The following is a 20,095-nucleotide window of genomic DNA, read 5'->3' as shown; positions in this document are numbered from 1 at the left end:
TAAAACAGTAACTGCAAATAAAAGCAAATCAATAGGTTATGCATACGTATAGACGCTATCGGCCAAATCGGTACGCCATCGTCAGGCCGACAAACTGCTCATTGTGCCGCATGGTGGCTGCTTCCCGCTGTTTATAGGAATAAGCTAGCTGAAACGTCCAGCGGGGTGGTGAGAAAACAAGACCGATGTTATACTGATACCCCCAATGTCGGATAGGCGACAGGATGGCTCCGGCATCATTTGTAAAATACCCGCCCTGCACGGTCGCATTATACAACTGGTACTGGTAGGCTGGCTGTGCAAACACATAGAACTCGGTAGCCTCGTTCGACACGACTCGGTCAACACGGGCATCGAACAGCGACGACTGATCTGGACGGGCAAAACGTCCGGCCCGAAACAGGAGCCCGGCCGATGCATTAGTAAATAGACTGCCAACCGTCAATTGCGATGTGCCATGCAGGTCGAAGCGGGATTTACGCCAGGACTCCGGGAGTAATTCATGCCAGTATCGCCCTTGCAGGTTCACCCCCACTTCATTGTTGATCTGATAATTCCAGCCTTTGGGCTGGAACAAGCCAAAGGTTCTATGAATAAATAGCTGTGTTTGCTCCACCAAAGAATTCTTTCCAATAGTCCCTACGGCCACTGACGTTTTCAGCACATGCCCTTTTTTGTAGTAAAACGTCAGACCTTTTTGCAGAAACAAGTATCCGGCAAAAGGCCGATCCATCAAATCCTTCGTGGTTTTCGGCGTCACAAACTCAGGTGTAAAGATCATCTGACCAGCCTGGTATTGACCAGTAATTTTCGAGAGTTTGCCCGTTTCGCGAATCCGTTCATTGAGCCGATCGGGTAGATAATTGAGCGTAACAAACAAGCCATTTGTATAATACCCATCGTGCAGGTTTAAGCAATAGTTATCATTTTCCGATGTAACCTTCAGCTCAAATGGATGTTGCTGGCCGTAACAGCTACCGACATACAATCCTAAAAGACCAATTCGTACTAGACAGGCAAGAAAATTGGGCATATCGTTAATGACTTGTCAGACAACGAACAGGCAAATCCGTTATAAAAGAAGTACGTTTTATCCTTCTCCACACCTATTCATCGTTCATTTTTACGCTTATTTAGCTGATGGCCGCTTTCTTTGCTACTTTTCCTGCATCGGTCCGTCTATCGTCTGGTCCAGGAATCCCCTTCCATCGCTATAAATGCATATACTGTGAACTACAAGCTGGTCATCTTTGATTTTGACGGTACGTTGGCCGACTCATTTCCGTTCTTTCGACAGACCTTCAATACGCTGGCTGACATCTATCAGTTTAAGCGGATTGACCCTAAAGAAGTTGATCAGATACGGGGTCTTACCGTGCGCCAGATGATGAAACATGTTGGTATGCCAGCCTGGAAAATGCCCTTTGTGGCCCGTACGTTTATTCGATTGATGGGCGACAACATCAGTCAAATTCAACTGTTCGACGGGATTACTGATTTGCTAAAGCAGCTTGCCAGCCAGGGCATTCAGTTAGCTATTGTTAGTTCTAACTCGGAGGAAAATATCCGTCGCGTACTCGGGCCAGAAAACGCAGCCCTGATCCGGTATTATCGGTGCGGCACAGCTATTTTTGGCAAATCCAGTCAGTTCAGGAAAGTAGCAACTAAAAGTGGCATTTCGCACCGGAACATACTTTGTGTAGGAGACGAAGTTCGGGACCTGGAAGCAGCCCGCAAGGAGCAAATGGCGTTTGGTGCCGTAGCCTGGGGATTTACCCGAAGCGATAGTTTTAACACTTATTCAGGTATCGAACTATTTCATACCGTCGATGACATTCACCGCGCTGTGTTTGGCAAACCCGCGTCTGCTTAAAGCACTGTTAATTAACACCGCAAGGACGCGAAGGCGCAAAGAGTTGAAATTTACCTTGCGCCTTTGCGTCCTTGCGGTGTTAAAAACTAATAGCACCGAACTTCCAGCAAAGCAGCCGGAACGGTTTTAGTATCACCATTGCCATTCACGCGTTTCAAATGCACGGTTAGGCTGTTTGTTTCAATGGCGGGATCGAAGCGGATGGTATTATGACTTTGGTGGTTGTTGGTCGCCGTAAAAATACGTTCCTGCTGATCGTTGCAGAGGACATAATCACTCACACAAAAAGGCGATGCCGTTTCGGGATGAATCATGATCACCGTTTCGAGCGGATGGTCGTAGTCGGAATCAAAAAACAGTTCGACTTGCTGAATACGTTTTTTTTCAGGCCAGTTTAAGGTAAGCGTTGGATTCGGATCGGTTAGATCAGCTAGCCAGGCATTCGGCTGGCTAAGGGGTCGCTGAAGTCCGTTTCGCACATTTTCTACACCAAACAACTGAATCCCTGGCTCAATGCGTAGCGCAATATTATGCCCGGCTGGCCGACGTTCGGGACACCAGAACTCAAACGTATCGACGCCAATATCCTCGGTAGGCTCCTGCTTGCCGTAGTTCGATACGGCCGGGTTGGTCTTATTAAATACCGAAAGCACCCCGGTTACACGTACCTGACTGTATTGCAACTGGACATGGGGGTTTTTCAGGAATACCAGGAACACGTACTGCGGCTCATCGAGCTGACTGGTAAATGCCAACTGAACCTCCTGCCGACCTTTTCGTAGTGAAAGCGTCTGGGTTTCGAGGGTTATGTCAGGAGTGTGGTTAAATGGTTTGCTGCTACGTCGTAATTCAACGGTTAGGGTTGTATCCCGATCAGCCGTTACAAATGCTGTCAGTTGCGGAATAGGTCCGGCTGGAAGGGGTAGCATCTGCGCTGCTGAATCTGTCAGCGGCAATAGTGGGCCATTGGGCGGTAATTCGGTCAGAACATACTCGCTGGAAGCCGTCAATTGAGCCTGTTGCGTTAAATCCTGGCTATCGTGCAGATGCAAACAGGGTATGTGCTGCCCTGCTTTCAGCAGTTCCTGTTGTAAGGTATGCATTCGGTCAGGAGCCGTTAAATCGCGGGGAAGCAGATTATCGTTTGCACAAAGCGAAGCCGCCATGCCTACTGCCTGAGCAACGTGAGCCCCCGTAGCCATCACTCGCGACGACCCAAATGCGACGTGCGATGCACTGATGATCCGCCCGGCCAGAAACAGATTGCTGATATTCTGACTATACAAACACCGATAAGGGATCTGGTAAATGCCTTTGCTGTGCCACTGATTACAGCCCGGTTTTTCGGAGAAAACTCCATCGGCAGGGTGCAGATCGATGCTCCAGCCGCCAAAGGCTACCGCGTCGGGATGCGAACGCTGTTCCACTACGTCCTGCTGCCGAAGCATATAATCGCCTTCAAATCGGCGGCTTTCGCGTTTGCCGGGTATTTGACCGACCCATTCGAGTGTCATGGTGTCGGCTTCGGGGAACTTGCCGGAGTTTTTAATGTAATTCCAAACGCCATAGACCACTTTCCAAAGCTCCCACTTAATGACTTCGGTATCGTGAACGGTATCCAGTCGACCACCGTACTCGATCCACCAGAGCTGGCAACCGTACTCCTGCGCATTGAACCGGCGATACCGTGGAATTTTGGTGATGTCGTCCAGCGCATAGGAAGGCGGTACAAATCGCACGGGGCGGCCAGTATCTTTCGTGTAGAAGTACAGCGAATGCCCCAGCAACTCCCCATATTCGGCCGTGGGGGCAAATTTCTCCCCAAATTCCTCCTGGCTTTCGGCCCCCATCCGGAAAGCGGCCCCCGACTGAAACCCGACCACGCCATCGCCCGACGCATCACAGAACAACGGAGCGACCAGTTCGTAAGCCGTACTATTCTGACTGCAATAGGCTTTCAGACTGCTTATCGTATCAGGTGCTGATTTCTCTACTTCATACACCATCGTATTGAGCAGCAACGTAATGTTCGGCTCAGACACCACTTTCTCCAACAGAATGGTATCGAAAATAAGAGGATTCCCTTCGGGGTTGCGGTATAGGTTTTCGAGCAGGAGTTCGTCTATCACTCCGCCCTCCCGCGCCCAGCGGTTGTTGTTGCCCATATGCGAGGTAGCCCCCAGTACCCAAAGCCGCACTTCCGACGACGAATTCCCACCCAGTACGGGTCGATCCTGAACCAGAATCACGCGGATACCCGCCCGGGCCGCTGTAATGGCGCAACATACGCCCGCTAATCCACCGCCCGTCACAACCAAATCAGCACTATGGTGAATCGTTTTTGGGGTACGTTTATCAGTTGCCTGTTCGCGTATCATTTTTTAAATCGAAGGTTTGTGTGAGAATTGAAAAGCCCGTGGGTTTCACAATGTCCACGGTTAACGTTTTGTCGAAGCCACGCACCGGGATCGTCAGATCAGCTTGCTGACCCGGTTGCAGGTCGGGAATTGGAATCGTCAATACAGGTGTTTTGACGACGTAGTTCTTCAGCGCATAGGCCGGAAAGTCGTTGCGGGCCATTACCCGAAGTTTGAGCGAGTGAACGCCTTCCGGCCCTGGCTCCCAGCCTACTTTTTCAAGCACAACCGGAGCCATACCCATCTGATGCGCTTTGTACAACGGACGTTTTGAGCGATCTCCCCGCACCAGTCCCCACGGACGTGTACCGTCGGGGTTGGTCCCGTTGTGCCGACTCAGGTAATCATTGAACGACCACCACGACGCACCCACGACATACGGTAGCTGCCGTATATCGGCCAGAAATTTTTCGATATGTGCCACCTGCCCGGCTTCGCCATCCTTGCCATCAGCACGGGTGCCGTATTCGCTGATAAAAATGGGCTTATCGGGGTAAAGCGAATGAATATGTTTCAGCACATTCAGGTGGTTGCCATAGGTATTGGTCGACACAAAATCGCAGTACTGACTGGCCTCATCTTCGGGCTTTTTGGGAAGTGCATTTAACCGCATCGACGCAAAGGTGTACAAGCGCGTCGGGTCAAGTTCGCGGGCATAGGCGATCATGTCTTTGGTCCACCGCTGACCGGCGGGTTGCTCTGACAGGTATTCGTTCCCCACACTGTAGGCAATCACCGACGGGTGGTTCCAGTCGCGCTCGACCATCTCGCGAAATTGCTGCCGGAACTTAGCCCGAACGGTATCGTTGTCCATCTCGCGGGGTGTCAACTGCCAGTTACCGGCTTCGGCAATGATGAGCATCCCGTTTCGGTCGGCCCAGTCGTAGACGGTTTCGGATGGTGTGTAATGGGTCAGTCGATGGAGTTCCATGCCAGTTTCTTTCATCAACCGCATATCTTTCTCGACCAGCCAGTCCGGCTCCAGCGAACCCAGCCCTGGATAATCAACGACGCGGTTCCCTCCGGCTACTTTGATGGGCTGTCCGTTGAGCAGTAATTGAGTATTCCGCACCTCCACCTTCCGAATGCCAACGTGAGCCTGAACCGTATCTGTAGCGGCAATTACCTGTACGTCATACAGATTTGGCTGGTCGATACTCCAGAGCTTTACATCGCCGGATTTCAGCGCCGTTTCAGCTTCCAGTACTGTCGTTTGATTGGCCCCAACACCACCTGCTGTCTGCTTCCAGGTTAGTGGAAGGGCCTTCCCGTTCTGCATCACCCGATAGGCTAGTTTAGGCGTCACGGGTTGCCCTGTTGCATTACGAACACGGGCTTTTATCTTGAGTGTAGCCGTATTTTTGGCCAGGTCGGGAATGGCTTCTGTTTTTATGTTTTCGACATAAACCTCGGGCTCGACGGTCAGGTACACCGGGCGAATAAGTCCACCGTAGTTGATCCAGCCGGGAAACGGGTCATTTGGCTGACCGTTGTCCTTTGCCCCAGGCACTGTACCTACCCGCCATGTATTGTTATTGACCGATACCGCCAGGGTATTGTTATCTGCTTTCAGGTACGAGGTAATGTCGAAATGGAACGGGGTATAACCACCTTCGTGGGTGCCTACTTTTTGCCCGTTCAGCCAGACCGTTGTTTCATAATACGACGCATCGAAATGGAGTAGCACCCGTTTACCCGACGTTGGTTTCCAAGGGAAAGTCCGGCGGTACCAGGCCGTTCCAGTATAAAACTGATAGCGCGGATCGGTCGAAAAGCAGTGCGGTACGATCACTTTGTCCAGGCTACCCGTTGGAAAATCCTCCCGGTACCATTTGTTCGTTTCGCCTACGGCCATGGGGTCCATACAAAACACCCATTCGCCATGTAACGGAATCGCTTTGGGGTCACGAATGGTATACTGGGCATTGACAGAGAGAGTCAGCGCGCCAACTAATAAGGCAATCAGAACGTTTCGTAGGTAAGTCATGAGGTAAAAGCAGTTCGTCGATCCGATATGCTTTAGTGTATTGTTGAATAGAATGATTGATCGTGTTTACTAGTTATTCGAATCGACGAGTTTCTTTGTTGGCTCCTCATCCGATAATTGTACTTGTTGAGCCGCTCGCCAGGGAATGAGGGCAGCGAATAGAATAACTACACCAATACCCGCCGTAATGCTACCACCCATCGTCGCCAGCGCACTCAGCCCAAACAGCATCAGGGCAGTAAAAACCAAAGCCCCGGCAATAACCTGTAAGCCAAAGCGATTTTGTTTCCGAACTTCCAGTAACTCTTCGGGCGATTCGGCCTGCGCTTCGTCGCGTTTTTGCTGCCGGGCAATCAGGTATCGGGAGTATTCATCAGCAATCTGATCCTTCGACCGCGCCCATAATTCGTAGCCCAGCAGAAGCAGCAACGGCAAGCCTACTCCGATGATGGTTTCAGCCGCACGGGTCAGTTTAAAATCAAGCAGCAAGGGCGACAGCACTTTAAAGAACAGATTGACGGTCAGGCTGATACCCGTAACCCAGAGTGTTGTCCGGCTGGTCAGTCGTTTTGAGAATAATGCCCACAGTGGTGGAGCCAGCAATGGACCGCCCGAAATGGACGAGATACTAAGCACCACTTCGACAATGCCCCCCGCAGCCGGAACCAGTAGGGCAATAGCGATCATACCCAGACCAAACACCCACGACGAACCCCGCGCCACCCGAATCAGTTGCCGGTCCGATGCCGCCGGATTCACGATGCCTTTGTAGATGTCGTTGGTAAACACCGCCGACACGACATTCAGAGCGGTATTAGCGCTGGCCGAAGTTGAAAAATACATACCCGTCAGCATCAGCCCCAGCAAGCCCGGCGGTAACACCAATTTGCAGATCATAAGGTAGGCGTTTTCAGTATCCAGCCCCGTTAGTGATGGGTTGATCGCCTTATAAATCATGGGCGGCATCATCCAGATTACCGGGCTGATGAGGTACAAGCCAGCAAATAGAAACGCCACTTTCCGGGCCGATTTTGGGCTATCGACGCTGGTATATCGTTGCACAAAGGTCCAGTTGCCACCGATGTAGCAAATGTGATAGATGACGAAAGCTGCTACAAAGCCAAATGTGTATTCACCGTTAAGCAGGTTGAAAAAGCCGTCGGGAACATGTTGCGTAAAACTGTCGAAACCGCCTACTTTTTCGAGCGATAAAGGGAGCAGGATGAACACCGCTGCCGACAGGACTACAAACTGCAAAATATCGGTCACCATCACCGCCCAAAGCCCACCTACGGCCGTGTAGGCAATCATGAACAGTCCCAATCCAATCGTGCAGGGAACCAGAGGCAGGTTCAGCGACGAACTGACGAGCTTGGCGACCGGGTATAACACGGAGCCTTTGATAAACAGCGAAACCAGCGTAAAAATGAATATGTAGACTTTCTGTACCGTAGCACCCAACCGTTCGCGGATAAACTCAGCAGCCGTCAAAGCCCCCGTTGCCTTCCAGCGCGGAGCCAGATACAGCCCCGTCACCAAGGCACCGATACACATGGTCCATTGGATGGTAATGGCCACCCAGCCGTGTTTGTAGGCGATGGAGCCCCAGGCTACGAACGTCCCGGCGGAGAAGAAACTCATGAACAGCGAGAGACCGCCAATAAACCAGGGTACGGCTTCGCCCCCCGCAAAGAACGATTTCAGATTCCGTCCTGTCCGAGCGAAAAGCATACCGATTCCCAGCACAAAAGCCGAGAAAATGACAATGACGGTCGTATCGATGGCTGTATTCAACTTTATTTAGTTTTTCGTTTATTTGCAATCGTATAAAATATCCATAACTGTGGAGTACCCGTCCTATTCATTTAACCAGACACCAGATGCCGCTCAGTTTTTCTTCGAAAGCGTTGGTCCCAAAGGTCTGATTCAGAAAGTGGTTATTTTCAGCTTGATCAGTACCCCTGCCATTTACAATTTGGCTTTAGGCGATGTTAAGTCTGGCACGGCCGAAATCGACGATCAATCAGTCAGCGATAATGGCGATATGCCTCTTATTCTAGCTACTATATTCCAAATCACTCACCAATTTTTGTCTGACCATCCTGCGTCTACTGTCTTATTTAGAGGTAATTCTCCATCTCGAAATCGGCTTTATCGCATGGCTATTAACCGGGCGAGAGAGGAACTATTGAATTATTTTATTATGTTTGGTTACTACAGTGATTCTTGGGAAGGATTTCAATCTAACCGCCCTTATGAATCATTCCTGATTCGAAAAAAATGAGTATAACAGCAATAAGTACAGCTATGAATGCGACCAAAGAACCAACACCTCCTAGGGTTGTGCCGAAGCGGATTCTGAAAGGTAAAGACGGTTGTGAACCGTTTGCTGACAAGATTGCCGATAATAAAGCCTTTATCGAACGAGTCGGACTTCCTGAAGAGTTCAAAAGCCGGAAGTCGTTTGCCACAAAAAAGGAATAGTTCATAGTTGAAGTTATAATCCTTTATCGTTTAGGGTCATCACGTCGATACCGAAGGCAGGTAGCTGCTTTTTCATCGGCTTTCCGTTTTTAGCCGTCACCGTAAAATCGCTTGACTGCGCCCGGTTATTCAGCAACACGACGAACAGCTTACCGCTCTGCACGGATTTCGCCAGGATGTGATCGATGGATGGATTGTCAATCGTAACCAGATTTTCGTCGATGACCAGATTGGCTTTTTCACCATTCACCGTTCCCGGAGCAAAGCCATAGGTTTGGTGCGGCCCCACTTTAGGCGTAACAAACCCGCGTGGAAACGTCACCTTACCCCCCGACCGCAGTTCAGCTTCGGCCAGTAGATAATCGGTCAGCCAGCCAACTTGCCACCAGGCGTGGTGTGGGTAAGGTCCGGCACCCCGATTCATGGCGTTCCAGTAATAGGAAGCAACGCTCGTTTTAGCATCCACAAAGGCATCCCGCCCGATAGCCCCTGCCCGCGCCATATCGGCAAAAATGGGCTCTTTCGTCAGGGCGTACATGCGGATGAATAAGCCCGCATGGCTACACAACTGAATCGGTCCCGACCGGTTGGCCGATCCGAAAATACCCCCGTGTTCAAAACTTAAGCCCGTCTGGCTGATCTCCCAATCTTCACGCTGTACGCCGTTGACAGTTTTTACGATCTGATTGGCAATGGGATGGGTGTAGATAGAAGTCGTATAGATTTTGGCAGCTTTGATGGCGCCATTCCGGTAGCGGGTGTCTTTGGTCAGGTCGTATAAATCCAGCAGCGCCTGTGCGGATTGACCTGTAGCAAAATCAGGCGCGTATCGAGCGTCTCCGCAAACACCCAGGAAACTGCCCGTTTCGATGGCATTTTTCAAGAACCAGTCGGCTCCTTTTCGGGCAGCAGCCAGGTATTTCGGATCGTTCAGCAGCCGATACGCCACGATCAGTCCGTAGAATGTTGGTCGAACGTCCTGAATGTCTTTAAAGATTTCCTTTTCGGTATGTCGATCATAGGCAACGGCCCAGTGCCCATCGGGCTTTTGCCAATCCATCAGCCGATCGGCCCCGAAGCGTAGACGTTCTTTCAGCTCGGTATTCGTGGGTTCAAACAGGAGCATGTTGCCCATATCGAGCATGGTGTAGTAGGTCAGCGCAATCGGTTCGACCACTTCGCCCCATTCCTCCACAAACTTTTTGGACTTGGCTAGATAGTATTGTCCTTCTACAGCACCCTTGAAAAAGTTGTTTCCCGTCTCCTGTTGCGCTAGTTTAAAGTTCAATGCATAGGGTAATACGTTTTGGGTCAGCAGTGGGTCTTTTGTCGCATTGGCCAGCATCCACATGGCACCGTAATCAGAGTTTTTCATGGCGTCTTTGTTGGAACCGACCACCCCACCCAGATACGACTGCGCCCCGATCTTTTTGCCTTCAAACTCCTCAATGTTCCACATCGACGTTTTGGGATCGGTCAGGTAATGATGCATTTTCTGGATGCGGCCGGTCAGCGACTGTTTGCTTTGCCGCAGGGCCAGGGTCTCTTTAAACCGATAGATGTCGTACACGGCATGGTTCAGGGCTTTAAACCAATCGCCATCGGTCAGGCTGTACCGAAAGGTATAGGTTACGCTCTCTCCAGCTTTCAGGGCCGACTTCGGCTCACCCAGAATCGGGTAGTACAACGTTGGCGACAGTTGTGCCTTGCGGTTCATGTGCGACAGACCAATGTTCCAGGTTGTCTGCGTGCTTTTATCGACCGCCCAAGGGTCGCGGGCCAGGCCAGGTTCGGGAATCACCGAGAGGGTAATGCCATTTTTTCCTGTTAGCATGGGGCAAAGGGTACTGGCGCAGCGTTCGCGATAGATAGCGGGCAAGGTCGGAATACCATGTCCGTAGGCATAGGCCAGCGCGAAGTTTTTCTGAAAGGCATTGCCCTGAAAATACCCCGGTATGGTTGCCCAGGCCAGATTTTGCTCGGTCAATGTGGCTAGTGTCGGGCTGGCCAGCGAGAAATACCCGTCTTTTTTGGGTGTAACCGTTTGCTTAACAATCACGTCAGACCCAAACTTCGGATCGAATGACCACTCGGTACGAATCGTGGCCACGTCGGTTTCCTGCTGAAACTGAAGATTATTTTTACTCGTCTGCTTTGCCTCTTTCGGAAAGAAATAGAAAGCCTGCCCGGCCTTGTTCAGGGAAACCGGATTGGTACTTTCGGCCCACTGCTCTTGCTGATAATGGTATTTTTCACCCGGAAAAACCGCTCCCGTAATATCCCGAAACGTCGTATCCGGCTTATCGGACGGTTTTTCGGCGGTATAGAGCAAGGTGTTTTCACCGGATGGTGTGGGCATAGTAGCCCACGAATTGCCTTTTCGAACCGATACCTGTCGAATCGTCCAGCCTTTTGCAGACGACTGCCAGTCAATTTTTATCCGGTCATTGGCCAGCGACAACGTTTGGGACGATTGTGCCTGAACCCGGAGAACGGTTAGTGTCAGAAAAATAAAAAGACCTTTAAGCGGCATTATGTTCTATGTTTATTGTCATTAACCTGATCGCTTGGTATCAACGATTATAAGTCCGTTAATCCAGCGGTTGCAAACGTTTTTAGCTGCCCATTTTCAGCGTAAATAATGTAGGCATCCAGTTCTTTATGCTGTTCCAGAAATCGCTTCGTCTTTTCCATGCCCATCACCATAAACGCGGTATCGTACCCGTCGGCGGTGATGGCATCGGCCGCAAATACCGTTACGCTAAGGACTGAGCCTTGCTCCATCTCACCCGTTTTGGGGTTGATAATATGGCTATATACCTGCCCATCTGCCTGGTATTGGTTACGATAGTTTCCGGCAGTGGTCATAGCCCGGTCAGTTAGCTTCACCTTTATCTGCAATTGGTTGGGATGTAGCGGATTATCGATTCCTACTACCCAAGGTTGTGCCTTATCTTTCTGCCCTTTCGTCCGAATTTCACCACCGATTTCTACCATATATTGCTCAATTCCATGCGTGTCCAGCAGTCTGGCGACCAAATCGACCGAATATCCCTGTGCAATCCCGTTGAAATCCAACCGTACATTCGGTTTCTGCTTTCGGACCGACATGGAGTCGAACACGATCTGCTCGAAGCCGACCCATTGCAGTAGTGAATCCACGTTAATAACGTCGGTCGGCGCTGGCTTTTTAGGCCCAAATCCGTACGCTTCAACTAGTGGCAATACCGTCGGGTCGAAAGCACCCTTCGTTGCCCGAAATATCGCTTCCGATTTTGTCAGTACCGGATAGAAATAAGGCCGCTGAAACCGATGCGAACTCCCCCGATTGAATTGTGACAACTCGGAATCGGGTCGGTACAGCGACAGGCATTTATCAATTTCCAACAGCAACGAATCGATTTCTTTCTTCAGATTGCGTTGCTGTGCATCTCTGTATTTTACATGATACGTGGTACCCTGCGCTTCTCCCTGCACACTAACCATTGGCCATTGCGCCTTAGCATTCGAAACCGAAATCGCTACCGTCAGCCAAAGGAGAATCCGGGACCCGTTATGGCTTACTCGCCGTTGTTGGTTCATCTTTAATGATCGCCATAAATTCCGGCAAGTGCTCCTGATATACGCCCCGAGGTGATGTACTATATTTCTTAGCAACGTACGATGCATACCCAACCACTTCGCCCATCATACCACAGGTACGCATTACACGCGTGCTACCAAAAGCAACGTGCGTAGTGCTGATGTTGCGCCCGGCCATAAACAGATTCGAAATGTTGCGGGAATACAGACAACGATACGGAATGGTATACGGTGCCACTTTAATGTGCTTCGTCCCGGCAAAAAACTCCTGTCCTTCAAAATACTTACTATTCTTCGGGTCGGGAAAATGCAGGTCGATGGTCCATGTGGCAGTTACGGTTCCGTCGGGATACTGTTTACCCTCCTGAATGTCCATCTGATTCAGAATATGGTCGCCAATCAGTCGTCGGGATTCGCGTTTGCCACCGATGTAAGCAACCCAGGCCAGTTCACGCTTGCCGTATTTCTCTTTCTTATTCGTTTTCAGGTACGACCAGTTTCCGTAGATGGCCCGCAGGTTATGATCACGAATTTTTTCGGCATCGGTGATGGTGTTGTAATTCCCAAAACCAGTTTCCCACTGCCAGTCGGAACGGGCTTCGTCGATGTGGTATTCGTCCGAAAACGGCAAGGCCCAGGGCACTTCGGGGAATGAAGAAACGGTGTCGCGTTCCAGCGATGCCCATAGATTGGACGTACCCAGCGTAAAATCATCCGCCTTTTCGGACGCTAATGACTCCCCGGTTTCGGCTTTGCTCTCCCGACCGAACCGCAGATCAGCGCCCACCAGATAGCCAACGGTTCCATCGCCCGTACAGTCGGCAAAGTAGGTACCTTCAAAACGCGTTTCTTTGTTGGTCGCAATATCCCGGCCTACCACGGCTACTACTTTATCCTTGTCTTTTTCGGCCTTGTATACGTGGGTGTTCAGGAACAGCGTGATGTTTCGCTCGGCCTTCACAATGGCAATTTTCCGGGCATCACCGTATTCATTTCCGTTCGGATTGCCATTGCCCGGATCGCCGTTGTCCATTTCCCGAACAATACGCCCCAGTTTAGGGTAATGATTCTGGTCGGTTTCGCCCCTCAGGTGTACCCGAACCTCTGAACTATTGTTGCCGCCTAATAACGGGCGGTCCTGAATCAGTGCCACTTTCAATCCCATCCGGGCGGCCGATATGGCTGCGCAGGTTCCGGCAATACCACCGCCCACAACCACCAGATCGAAGTGACCCGCGTTGGCGGTAGTACCCGTCAGGTTCAGGAGTTTGTTGCGAAACGCGTTCAGATCGGCCAGTTTATTGGGGGGAGTGAATTTGGGCGCATTAGTAAACAGGATGGCATCGCAACGGCCATTGAAGCCCGTCAGATCGTGTAAGGCTACTGTAACCTGCTCATTCTGCACGGCTGTTTCTCCACCATAATACCATTTCCATTCGTCGGACCCGCTTTCACCAAACGTCATTGGTAACGCCTGGTTGTCGAGCTTCACCTGAAACTTACCCGGCCCTTTCGGAAATGGTGCCCAGTCTTTGGTACGTACCCAAATCTGGTATTTCCCTTTTTTGGGAAAACGAACCGTAGTGGTCGCATCTTTTACCGGCCGACCCATACCGTGCGCCATCAGGAAAGAAGACCCCTGAACCACAAACGACTGCTGATCGATAACCCAGCCACCTTTATTTTCGAACGATTCTGTCTCCAGAAAAATAGTCTCCTGCGCTAACGATGCCAGCGATAGCAGCAGAAAAACCAGCATATTGAAACCTGTTTTCATCTTACTTGTTGGTTTGCATAACGGTTGATTCGAAGGCTTTCATTCGCTTTCTGACGGCCTCATTTTTCGGGTGGAACCGGGCCAGCGTTCGATACACATCGGTCGCATACTCCTCGTTTGGGCTGTCGAGTTGCAGGGCCAGTACCTGTTGCGTTTTATCGTCCAGTTTAGGCTGGGCCGACAGCAGTTTAAGCATCATGGCCGATTGCTCCTGATTGGCTTTCGGCAATTCCTGAGCAACGGCACTGGTCAATACAGGACGGAATGGAATGGTGGTCAGTTTTTTCAGAATAGCCATCTGAAGCACATACCCGGCTTTCTGATACGTTTGCCACAACCAGGTTTGCTGCGTGTCGCTAAGCAGGAACCGGTCCGACATTTTTTGTAACGCGTATCGGGCTGTAAACAGGTTTTTCCCTTCGATCACGTTCAGAATATCCGGTTTGAAATCAGTATAGATATCACCCGTTGGTGTAATCACCCGCTCCATAGCCCAATACTGATAATGGTGATTGGTACTGGCCAGAAAGCGGTGCCATAACGCATCGTCCTGATAGGTTTCCGTGATGCGCCGAATCTCAGCTACTACCGATCCGTGAGCGATGTGCCAGAGGGTATAGCACGTATAGACAGCGCCCTCGATCACCTCATTTTTAATCGTTTTTAGCGTAGCTCCCGCTTTGGCATCCACCGAATCGGCCAGATTTTCGGTCCCCTTCCCGATCAGGTCATTCATGGCGACATCCTTCAGAATAGAATTTGGATTGTCGAGGATGTCGCGTAACTTTTCGTAATCGGCTGGCTTAAACTCTTCATGGTCCATTTTGGTCAGTACCTCGCGGGGTGGCAAATCATAGCGGGTGTAGTTGCCGAGCAAGTCCCAGTAAAAATTGATATACACCGGTTTACATTCGCCCGTCAGGCAAACCGGCGTAAACACGTTTCGGAAGAAATACACCGGCTGCCCAGCCTCATCCAACGCCAGTTTCAGCGTGTACGTAGTGGTATCGTTTTCGCGGATTGTAAACTCACGAATTTTTCCCGGATCCGTATGAAGTGAATGAGCGAACGAGTGAATGAGCGAAAGAGCGAAAACGAGGGCATGAACGACAAAGGGCCGAATAGCTACTGAACTTCTGTATCTACAGTACGTTAACAGCCTATAATCAGTCAAAAAGCTCATCGTTCGTATTCAAGTTTTTTATCGCTCTGGCGGTCGCTCTTTCGCTCAATCACTCTTTATTTCCAGTCGGGGTTTTGCTCCAGTTTCAGATTGGCGTTCAATTCATCCTGCGGGATTGGGAAATACTTATTCTTAGCCGTAACCGGGCGACTTGGATAGACACTGTTAACAGCTTTTGGAATCACCGTCAGGTATTTGCCCGTACGCGTCAGATCATACCAGCGGTCGCCTTCAGCAAAGAACTCCCAGGCCCGCTCCTGAATAACCGCATCGACGAAGGCATCTTTCGATAAGCCCGTTTGCAGGTCGGGTAAACCAGCCCGCTTTCGAACAGTATTGATATACCCGTATGCGGTTGGCGTTGCGCCGTTCAACCGAGCTTCGGCTTCGGCAGCAATCAGGTACATATCGGCCAGACGCAGGATGGGAATGTTGCAAATCATACCCGTCGTGGTGTTCGGGTCTTGATATTTTTTAATTAGCACAGCATCGGTCGTGATGGGTGTAATATTCTTTTGGGGCACGATCTTCCCACTCCGATCCACGTAGTTCGTATCGAGTAGCTGACGCCGTTTATCAGCCGGGTTAAAGGAATTGAAAAACGACATGTAGGCAAACATCGATCCGAACGTTGTTCGGCCATAGTCAGCGCCTGCACTACCCGGAGGCCCACAAAGGCCCGTCAACTGGTGCGATCGGCCGGGCGAGATCGGATCAACTTCATAGGCCCACATGTTCTCAATCCGCGCGGCATCTTCCTGGTCGTATTTGTACACATTGCGCACATCGGGCATTAACGCATACTTTCCAGAAGTAATGACTGCCTGAGCTTTTTCAAGTGCTTTCGCCCAATCCTCGTTGTACAGAGCGGCTTTCGCATACAAGGCATTCACTACTTCTTTCGACGGACGACCCTTATCAACGGCTGGGTACGAGGGAAGTCCGGCGGCAAATGCCTGATCCAGATCGCTGTAGATTTGCTTATATACCTCAGCTTTAGGACTTTTACCGACTACGGCAGCCGCTTCCGAAGAGCTTGGCGTCGTTTTAATGACAACATCACCGAAATTTTTGGTCAGTGCCCACAGGTAAAACGCCCGCAGGTAATAGGCTTCGCCGATGATCTGCTTCTTACGGGTTTCATCCATCACAGCAGCAGGCACTTTGGCAATGATCCAGTTGGTTTTTTCGATGCCATCGTAACTCGACGCCCAGATTTGCTGGGGTGATTCATTGGTTCGGGAATTGCTCTTCTGTACGGTGTAATTGACGTCGTAAGAGAACAGGGTCAGCGTATTACGACCAACCACACCACGCGGATACGTTTGGTCGTCGCTGAAGTCAGGCACCAGCGTCATCGCCGGACCACTGTACAGATCGGCCACCGGATCATAAGCGGCAATCAGCCCTTTCTCTGCATCAGCCGCCGTTTTGTAAAACGCTTCGGTATAGATAGACGAATAAATTGTTTCGTCCAGTTTGCAGCCTGCCACGCAAAGGGCCGCGAGTATAGGGATAAGGATTTTTTTCATTAGTTCAATGATAGAATTGTTGAATGAGTGAATGATAGAATAAAAAACGTTGGCGTCAGCCTATTCAATAATTCTATCATTCACTCATTCAATCATTAGAATGTGACCTGCAAACCACCTAAGAATGATTTAGCCTGTGGATAGACGAGGTTGTCGATACCAATAGCGGTGTTCGACCCGGCATAGGTGTTTACCTCTGGATCGAAGCCACTGTACTTGGTGATCGTAAAAAGGTTATTGGCGCTTACGTACACCCGAATTTGCTGAATGCCTTTGATGCGGGGAAGGCTATAGCCCAGCGTCACGTTTTTGCAGCGCAGGTATGAGCCATCTTCCACTACGTAGTTACTCACCGGCATACGGCCACCCTGCGCTGGGGCAGGATATTCGGTGCTTGGGTTCGTTGGCGTCCACCGATTCACAACCCCTTTCAGCATATTGCGTTGCCCCAATGGCAGGGTGAACGAAAGGCGGCTGGCGTTGTAAATATCATTACCCTGCGAACCCGACAGAAAGGCGCTGAAGTCAAATCCTTTGAAGGACAGATTGGTCGAGAAGCCGTAAATAAAGTTTGGGTTTGGATTACCGGTGATGATCTGATCGGCAGCCGAAATGGTACCATCGCCGTTGATGTCTTTTACTTTCTGACTGCCTAACGTACCACCATAACCGGGCAAAATAGCTTCTCCCGTTTGGTTAACCCCATCAAAAACGTAGGTTTTAAACAGACCAAGTGGGCTACCCACTTGCAGAACCGAATAGGATGTAACGAATCGCTCCTGGGTCGTACCCCCATCCAGATCCAGCAGTTTGTTGCGGTTGAAGGTCATATTTCCCGAAACGCTCCACTTCAGCGGACCATCCAGAATACGTGCGTTAACGGCCAGTTCAAGCCCTTTGTTTTCGAGGGAAGCATAGTTGCCGACGATCGTTCCGTAGCCAGAGCTTAAGGGCAGCGTTTTTACGTACAGCAAATCTTTGGTTGTTTTCTGATACACATCCATGATCAGACTGATCCGGTTGTTCAGAAAGCCGACATCAAGGCCAATATCAGCCTGAGCCGAACGCTCCCAGCGCAGATCGGGGTTTGCAATCCCGGACGGGTTGATACCCGTTGCATAGGCGTGGTTGATGTTGTAATCGCTACCCGAAGCCGAAACCGTTGCCAATGACTGGTAGGGGTCGATACCCGCAGCATTTCCGGTAATACCATAGCTGGCTCGCAGTTTTAAATCAGAAAGCCAGCTAACCGATTTCACAAACGGTTCTTCGATGATCCGCCAGCCAGCCGATGCCGCTGGAAACAAACCGTATTTGTGGTTCGCACCAAACCGGCTCGATCCATCCACCCGAGCGGTCAGGTCCAGAAAATATTTGTCTTTAAACCCGTAGTTGATCCGACCCAGGTAGGAATCCAGTCGCTGTGTCGAGCGGAAGCTGCTCACCGTGCGGTTAAGCGCCAGTTGGACCGCTTCGTTCTGAGTGGCATCATTCGGGAAGCCAGTGGCGTTAATAATGTTCTGATTATAGTTTTCTACCTGAGTGGCAAATACCGCCGTAGCCTTGAACGAATGAACCTGCGCAAAGGTGTGATTGTAGGTCAGGATACTTTCGTGCAGTAGCGCCAGGTTATTGGCATTCGTTTTCGACCCCGACCCCGAGTTGTCATTCAAATCCGATTTGTTGACAATCGAACGGGGCGAATACGTATCCCGAATGCTATTCTGCATATCGACGTTGAACGAAGCCCGGTAGGTAAGTCCTTTCAGCAGGTTGGCCTCTCCGTATATATTAGCCAGTGTTCGTCGAATAGCGGTTTGGTTTAGGATGGCGGTGTAATTCAGCGGGTTGATAACCTCCCGATATTGCCCATTTGCCTGTTCACCGAATGGGAAAATGGTGCCGTCGGTTCGGTACGGTTGTAGCGTAGGTGGTGCCCCAACAGCAGCCCCCAATACGCTACCAGTTACTACACCTGCGTCGCCAATAGACTGGTTACCAGTTGTTACACCTGAGTTAACAACATAACTCCCTAAAATACTGGTGCCAATCTTCACGCGGTCGCTAATCCGATGATCGACATTCAGGCGGTAAGAATAACGTTTGAAATTGGAGTTGATGATAATCCCGTCCTGATTGAAGTAGTTAGCCGAAAGGGCCAGTTGAGTTTTCTCTGACCCTCCGTTAATCGACAACTGGTGGCTCTGAATGGGTGCCTCCCGGAAAATGATCTTCTGCCAATCGGTTCCTTCGCCCAGCGACGCTGGATTCGGGTAGTAGTTATTTTTAAAGGTCTCGTTTTCTACCTGGGCAAACTCAGCAGCATTCAGCAGATCCAGTGTCTTATTTACTTTCTGCACGCCGTAATAGCTGTCGAGGGTTACGCGGGTAGCCCCTGTTTTACCCCGCTTAGTCGTGATCAGCACCACGCCATTAGCCGCCCGTGACCCATAAATAGCTGATGCAGAAGCATCTTTCAAAATTTCGACCGACTCAATATCGTTCGGATTGATGGTAGACAACGGGCTCACATTATTGATTTCGCTGCTGTTGTTGCTACCATTCGAAATCTGGATACCATCCACTACATACAGTGGCTCCGAATTACCATTAATGGAGTTTGTACCCCGAATCCGAACGCTGATGTTTCCGCCTGGCGCACCGGTGTTCTGACTAACCTGTACCCCGGCGACACGCGCCTGCAAGCCCTGGGCTACGTTGGCAACCGGTGTTTGTACCAGCTCGGCCGACTTTACCGAAGCAATGGCACCGGTGGTTTCAACCTTACGCTGGGTACCGTAGCCGACCACAACCACTTCATTCAGCGAACGGTCGTCGGACTGCAAGGTAATATCAACGGTAGACCGATTGGCAATCGCCACCTCCTGCGGGACAAACCCAATATACGAGAAGGTAAGGGTAGCTGTACCCGACGGTACTGTCAGCGAATACTGACCATTGGCGTTCGTTGTGGTTCCCTGCTGGGTTCCTTTCACCAGGACGTTGACGCCTGGAAGACCTCCGTTGGTTGTGGCATCGGTCACTCGTCCACTCACGGTCGTGGTTCGGGATGATTGGGTATAACCCGCCAGCGTGACCAGCATCAGACAAAATAGCCCAATCGTAGTTCGTAGTAGTAGAATAGATTTCATTGATTAAGCAGCCTGCTGCCTGTTCGGTTTGGGAATAACTAAATTAGAAAAATGCAAGTCTTTGAAAATTCTTAATTTACCTGGGCAACTGATAGCTTGCTAAATCCC

Annotated in this window: 13 protein-coding genes; 3 read left to right on the top strand and 10 right to left on the bottom strand. The window is 50.5% G+C overall.

Going from position 1 to position 20,095, the window contains the following annotated elements:
• Positions 1–55: 55 nt before the first annotated feature.
• Positions 56–1,033: a lipid A deacylase LpxR family protein gene (locus tag ACYVFD_RS11015; protein ID WP_461090068.1), complete on the bottom strand. Its 978-nt coding sequence runs from the start codon at positions 1,031–1,033 to the stop codon at positions 56–58.
• 195 nt (positions 1,034–1,228) lie between these two features.
• Here ACYVFD_RS11015 and ACYVFD_RS11010 point away from each other — a divergent pair, with 195 nt between their 5' ends.
• Positions 1,229–1,873, top strand: coding sequence for an HAD hydrolase-like protein (locus ACYVFD_RS11010; protein WP_461090067.1), 645 nt, complete (start codon positions 1,229–1,231; stop codon positions 1,871–1,873).
• A gap of 86 nt (positions 1,874–1,959) precedes the next feature.
• Here the strand turns inward: ACYVFD_RS11010 and ACYVFD_RS11005 are convergent, their stop codons facing one another.
• The 3 genes from ACYVFD_RS11005 to ACYVFD_RS10995 all read right to left on the bottom strand — a co-directional run bounded on the left by ACYVFD_RS11005 (position 1,960) and on the right by ACYVFD_RS10995 (position 8,071).
• Positions 1,960–4,251: an FAD-dependent oxidoreductase gene (locus tag ACYVFD_RS11005; RefSeq protein WP_461090066.1), complete on the bottom strand. Its 2,292-nt coding sequence runs from the start codon at positions 4,249–4,251 to the stop codon at positions 1,960–1,962.
• On the bottom strand, positions 4,229–6,277 hold the full coding sequence (locus ACYVFD_RS11000; protein ID WP_461090065.1) for a glycoside hydrolase family 2 protein: 2,049 nt from the start codon (positions 6,275–6,277) through the stop codon (positions 4,229–4,231). Before ACYVFD_RS11000 ends, ACYVFD_RS11005 begins: the two co-directional genes overlap by 23 nt.
• 69 nt (positions 6,278–6,346) lie before the next feature.
• The gene (locus ACYVFD_RS10995) at positions 6,347–8,071 is read right to left on the bottom strand and encodes a sodium:solute symporter family protein (RefSeq protein ID WP_461090064.1); all 1,725 of its coding nucleotides are present in this window, start codon (positions 8,069–8,071) and stop codon (positions 6,347–6,349) included.
• A gap of 49 nt (positions 8,072–8,120) precedes the next feature.
• Between ACYVFD_RS10995 and ACYVFD_RS10990 the strand changes: the two genes are divergently transcribed.
• Complete coding sequence (locus ACYVFD_RS10990) at positions 8,121–8,561, top strand: DUF6934 family protein (protein WP_461090063.1); 441 nt, start codon at positions 8,121–8,123, stop codon at positions 8,559–8,561.
• A gap of 23 nt (positions 8,562–8,584) precedes the next feature.
• A complete protein-coding gene (locus ACYVFD_RS10985; RefSeq protein ID WP_461090062.1) occupies positions 8,585–8,761 on the top strand; it encodes a hypothetical protein in 177 nt (58 codons plus the stop codon).
• A 13-nt stretch (positions 8,762–8,774) separates the two neighbouring features.
• Here ACYVFD_RS10985 and ACYVFD_RS10980 read toward each other — a convergent pair whose 3' ends face one another.
• The 6 genes from ACYVFD_RS10980 to ACYVFD_RS10955 all read right to left on the bottom strand — a co-directional run bounded on the left by ACYVFD_RS10980 (position 8,775) and on the right by ACYVFD_RS10955 (position 19,987).
• Positions 8,775–11,294 carry a glycerophosphoryl diester phosphodiesterase gene (locus ACYVFD_RS10980; RefSeq protein ID WP_461090061.1) on the bottom strand — a complete coding sequence of 840 codons (2,520 nt, stop codon included), beginning with the start codon at positions 11,292–11,294 and terminating at the stop codon, positions 8,775–8,777.
• 47 nt (positions 11,295–11,341) lie between these two features.
• Positions 11,342–12,343 (bottom strand): FAD:protein FMN transferase, encoded by a 1,002-nt coding sequence (locus ACYVFD_RS10975; protein WP_461090060.1) that lies wholly within the window; start codon positions 12,341–12,343, stop codon positions 11,342–11,344.
• Positions 12,315–14,120: an FAD-dependent oxidoreductase gene (locus tag ACYVFD_RS10970; protein ID WP_461090059.1), complete on the bottom strand. Its 1,806-nt coding sequence runs from the start codon at positions 14,118–14,120 to the stop codon at positions 12,315–12,317. The genes ACYVFD_RS10975 and ACYVFD_RS10970 overlap by 29 nt, the downstream gene beginning before the upstream one ends.
• Position 14,121: 1 nt before the next feature.
• Positions 14,122–15,303: a hypothetical protein gene (locus ACYVFD_RS10965; RefSeq protein ID WP_461090058.1), complete on the bottom strand. Its 1,182-nt coding sequence runs from the start codon at positions 15,301–15,303 to the stop codon at positions 14,122–14,124.
• A gap of 56 nt (positions 15,304–15,359) precedes the next feature.
• Positions 15,360–16,835, bottom strand: coding sequence for a RagB/SusD family nutrient uptake outer membrane protein (locus ACYVFD_RS10960; protein ID WP_461090057.1), 1,476 nt, complete (start codon positions 16,833–16,835; stop codon positions 15,360–15,362).
• Positions 16,836–16,930: 95 nt separating this feature from the next.
• Complete coding sequence (locus tag ACYVFD_RS10955) at positions 16,931–19,987, bottom strand: SusC/RagA family TonB-linked outer membrane protein (RefSeq protein WP_461090056.1); 3,057 nt, start codon at positions 19,985–19,987, stop codon at positions 16,931–16,933.
• Positions 19,988–20,095: the final 108 nt, after the last annotated feature.

This window comes from Spirosoma gilvum (assembly GCF_054776815.1).
This window is presented reverse-complemented; position numbering and strand designations above follow the sequence as displayed.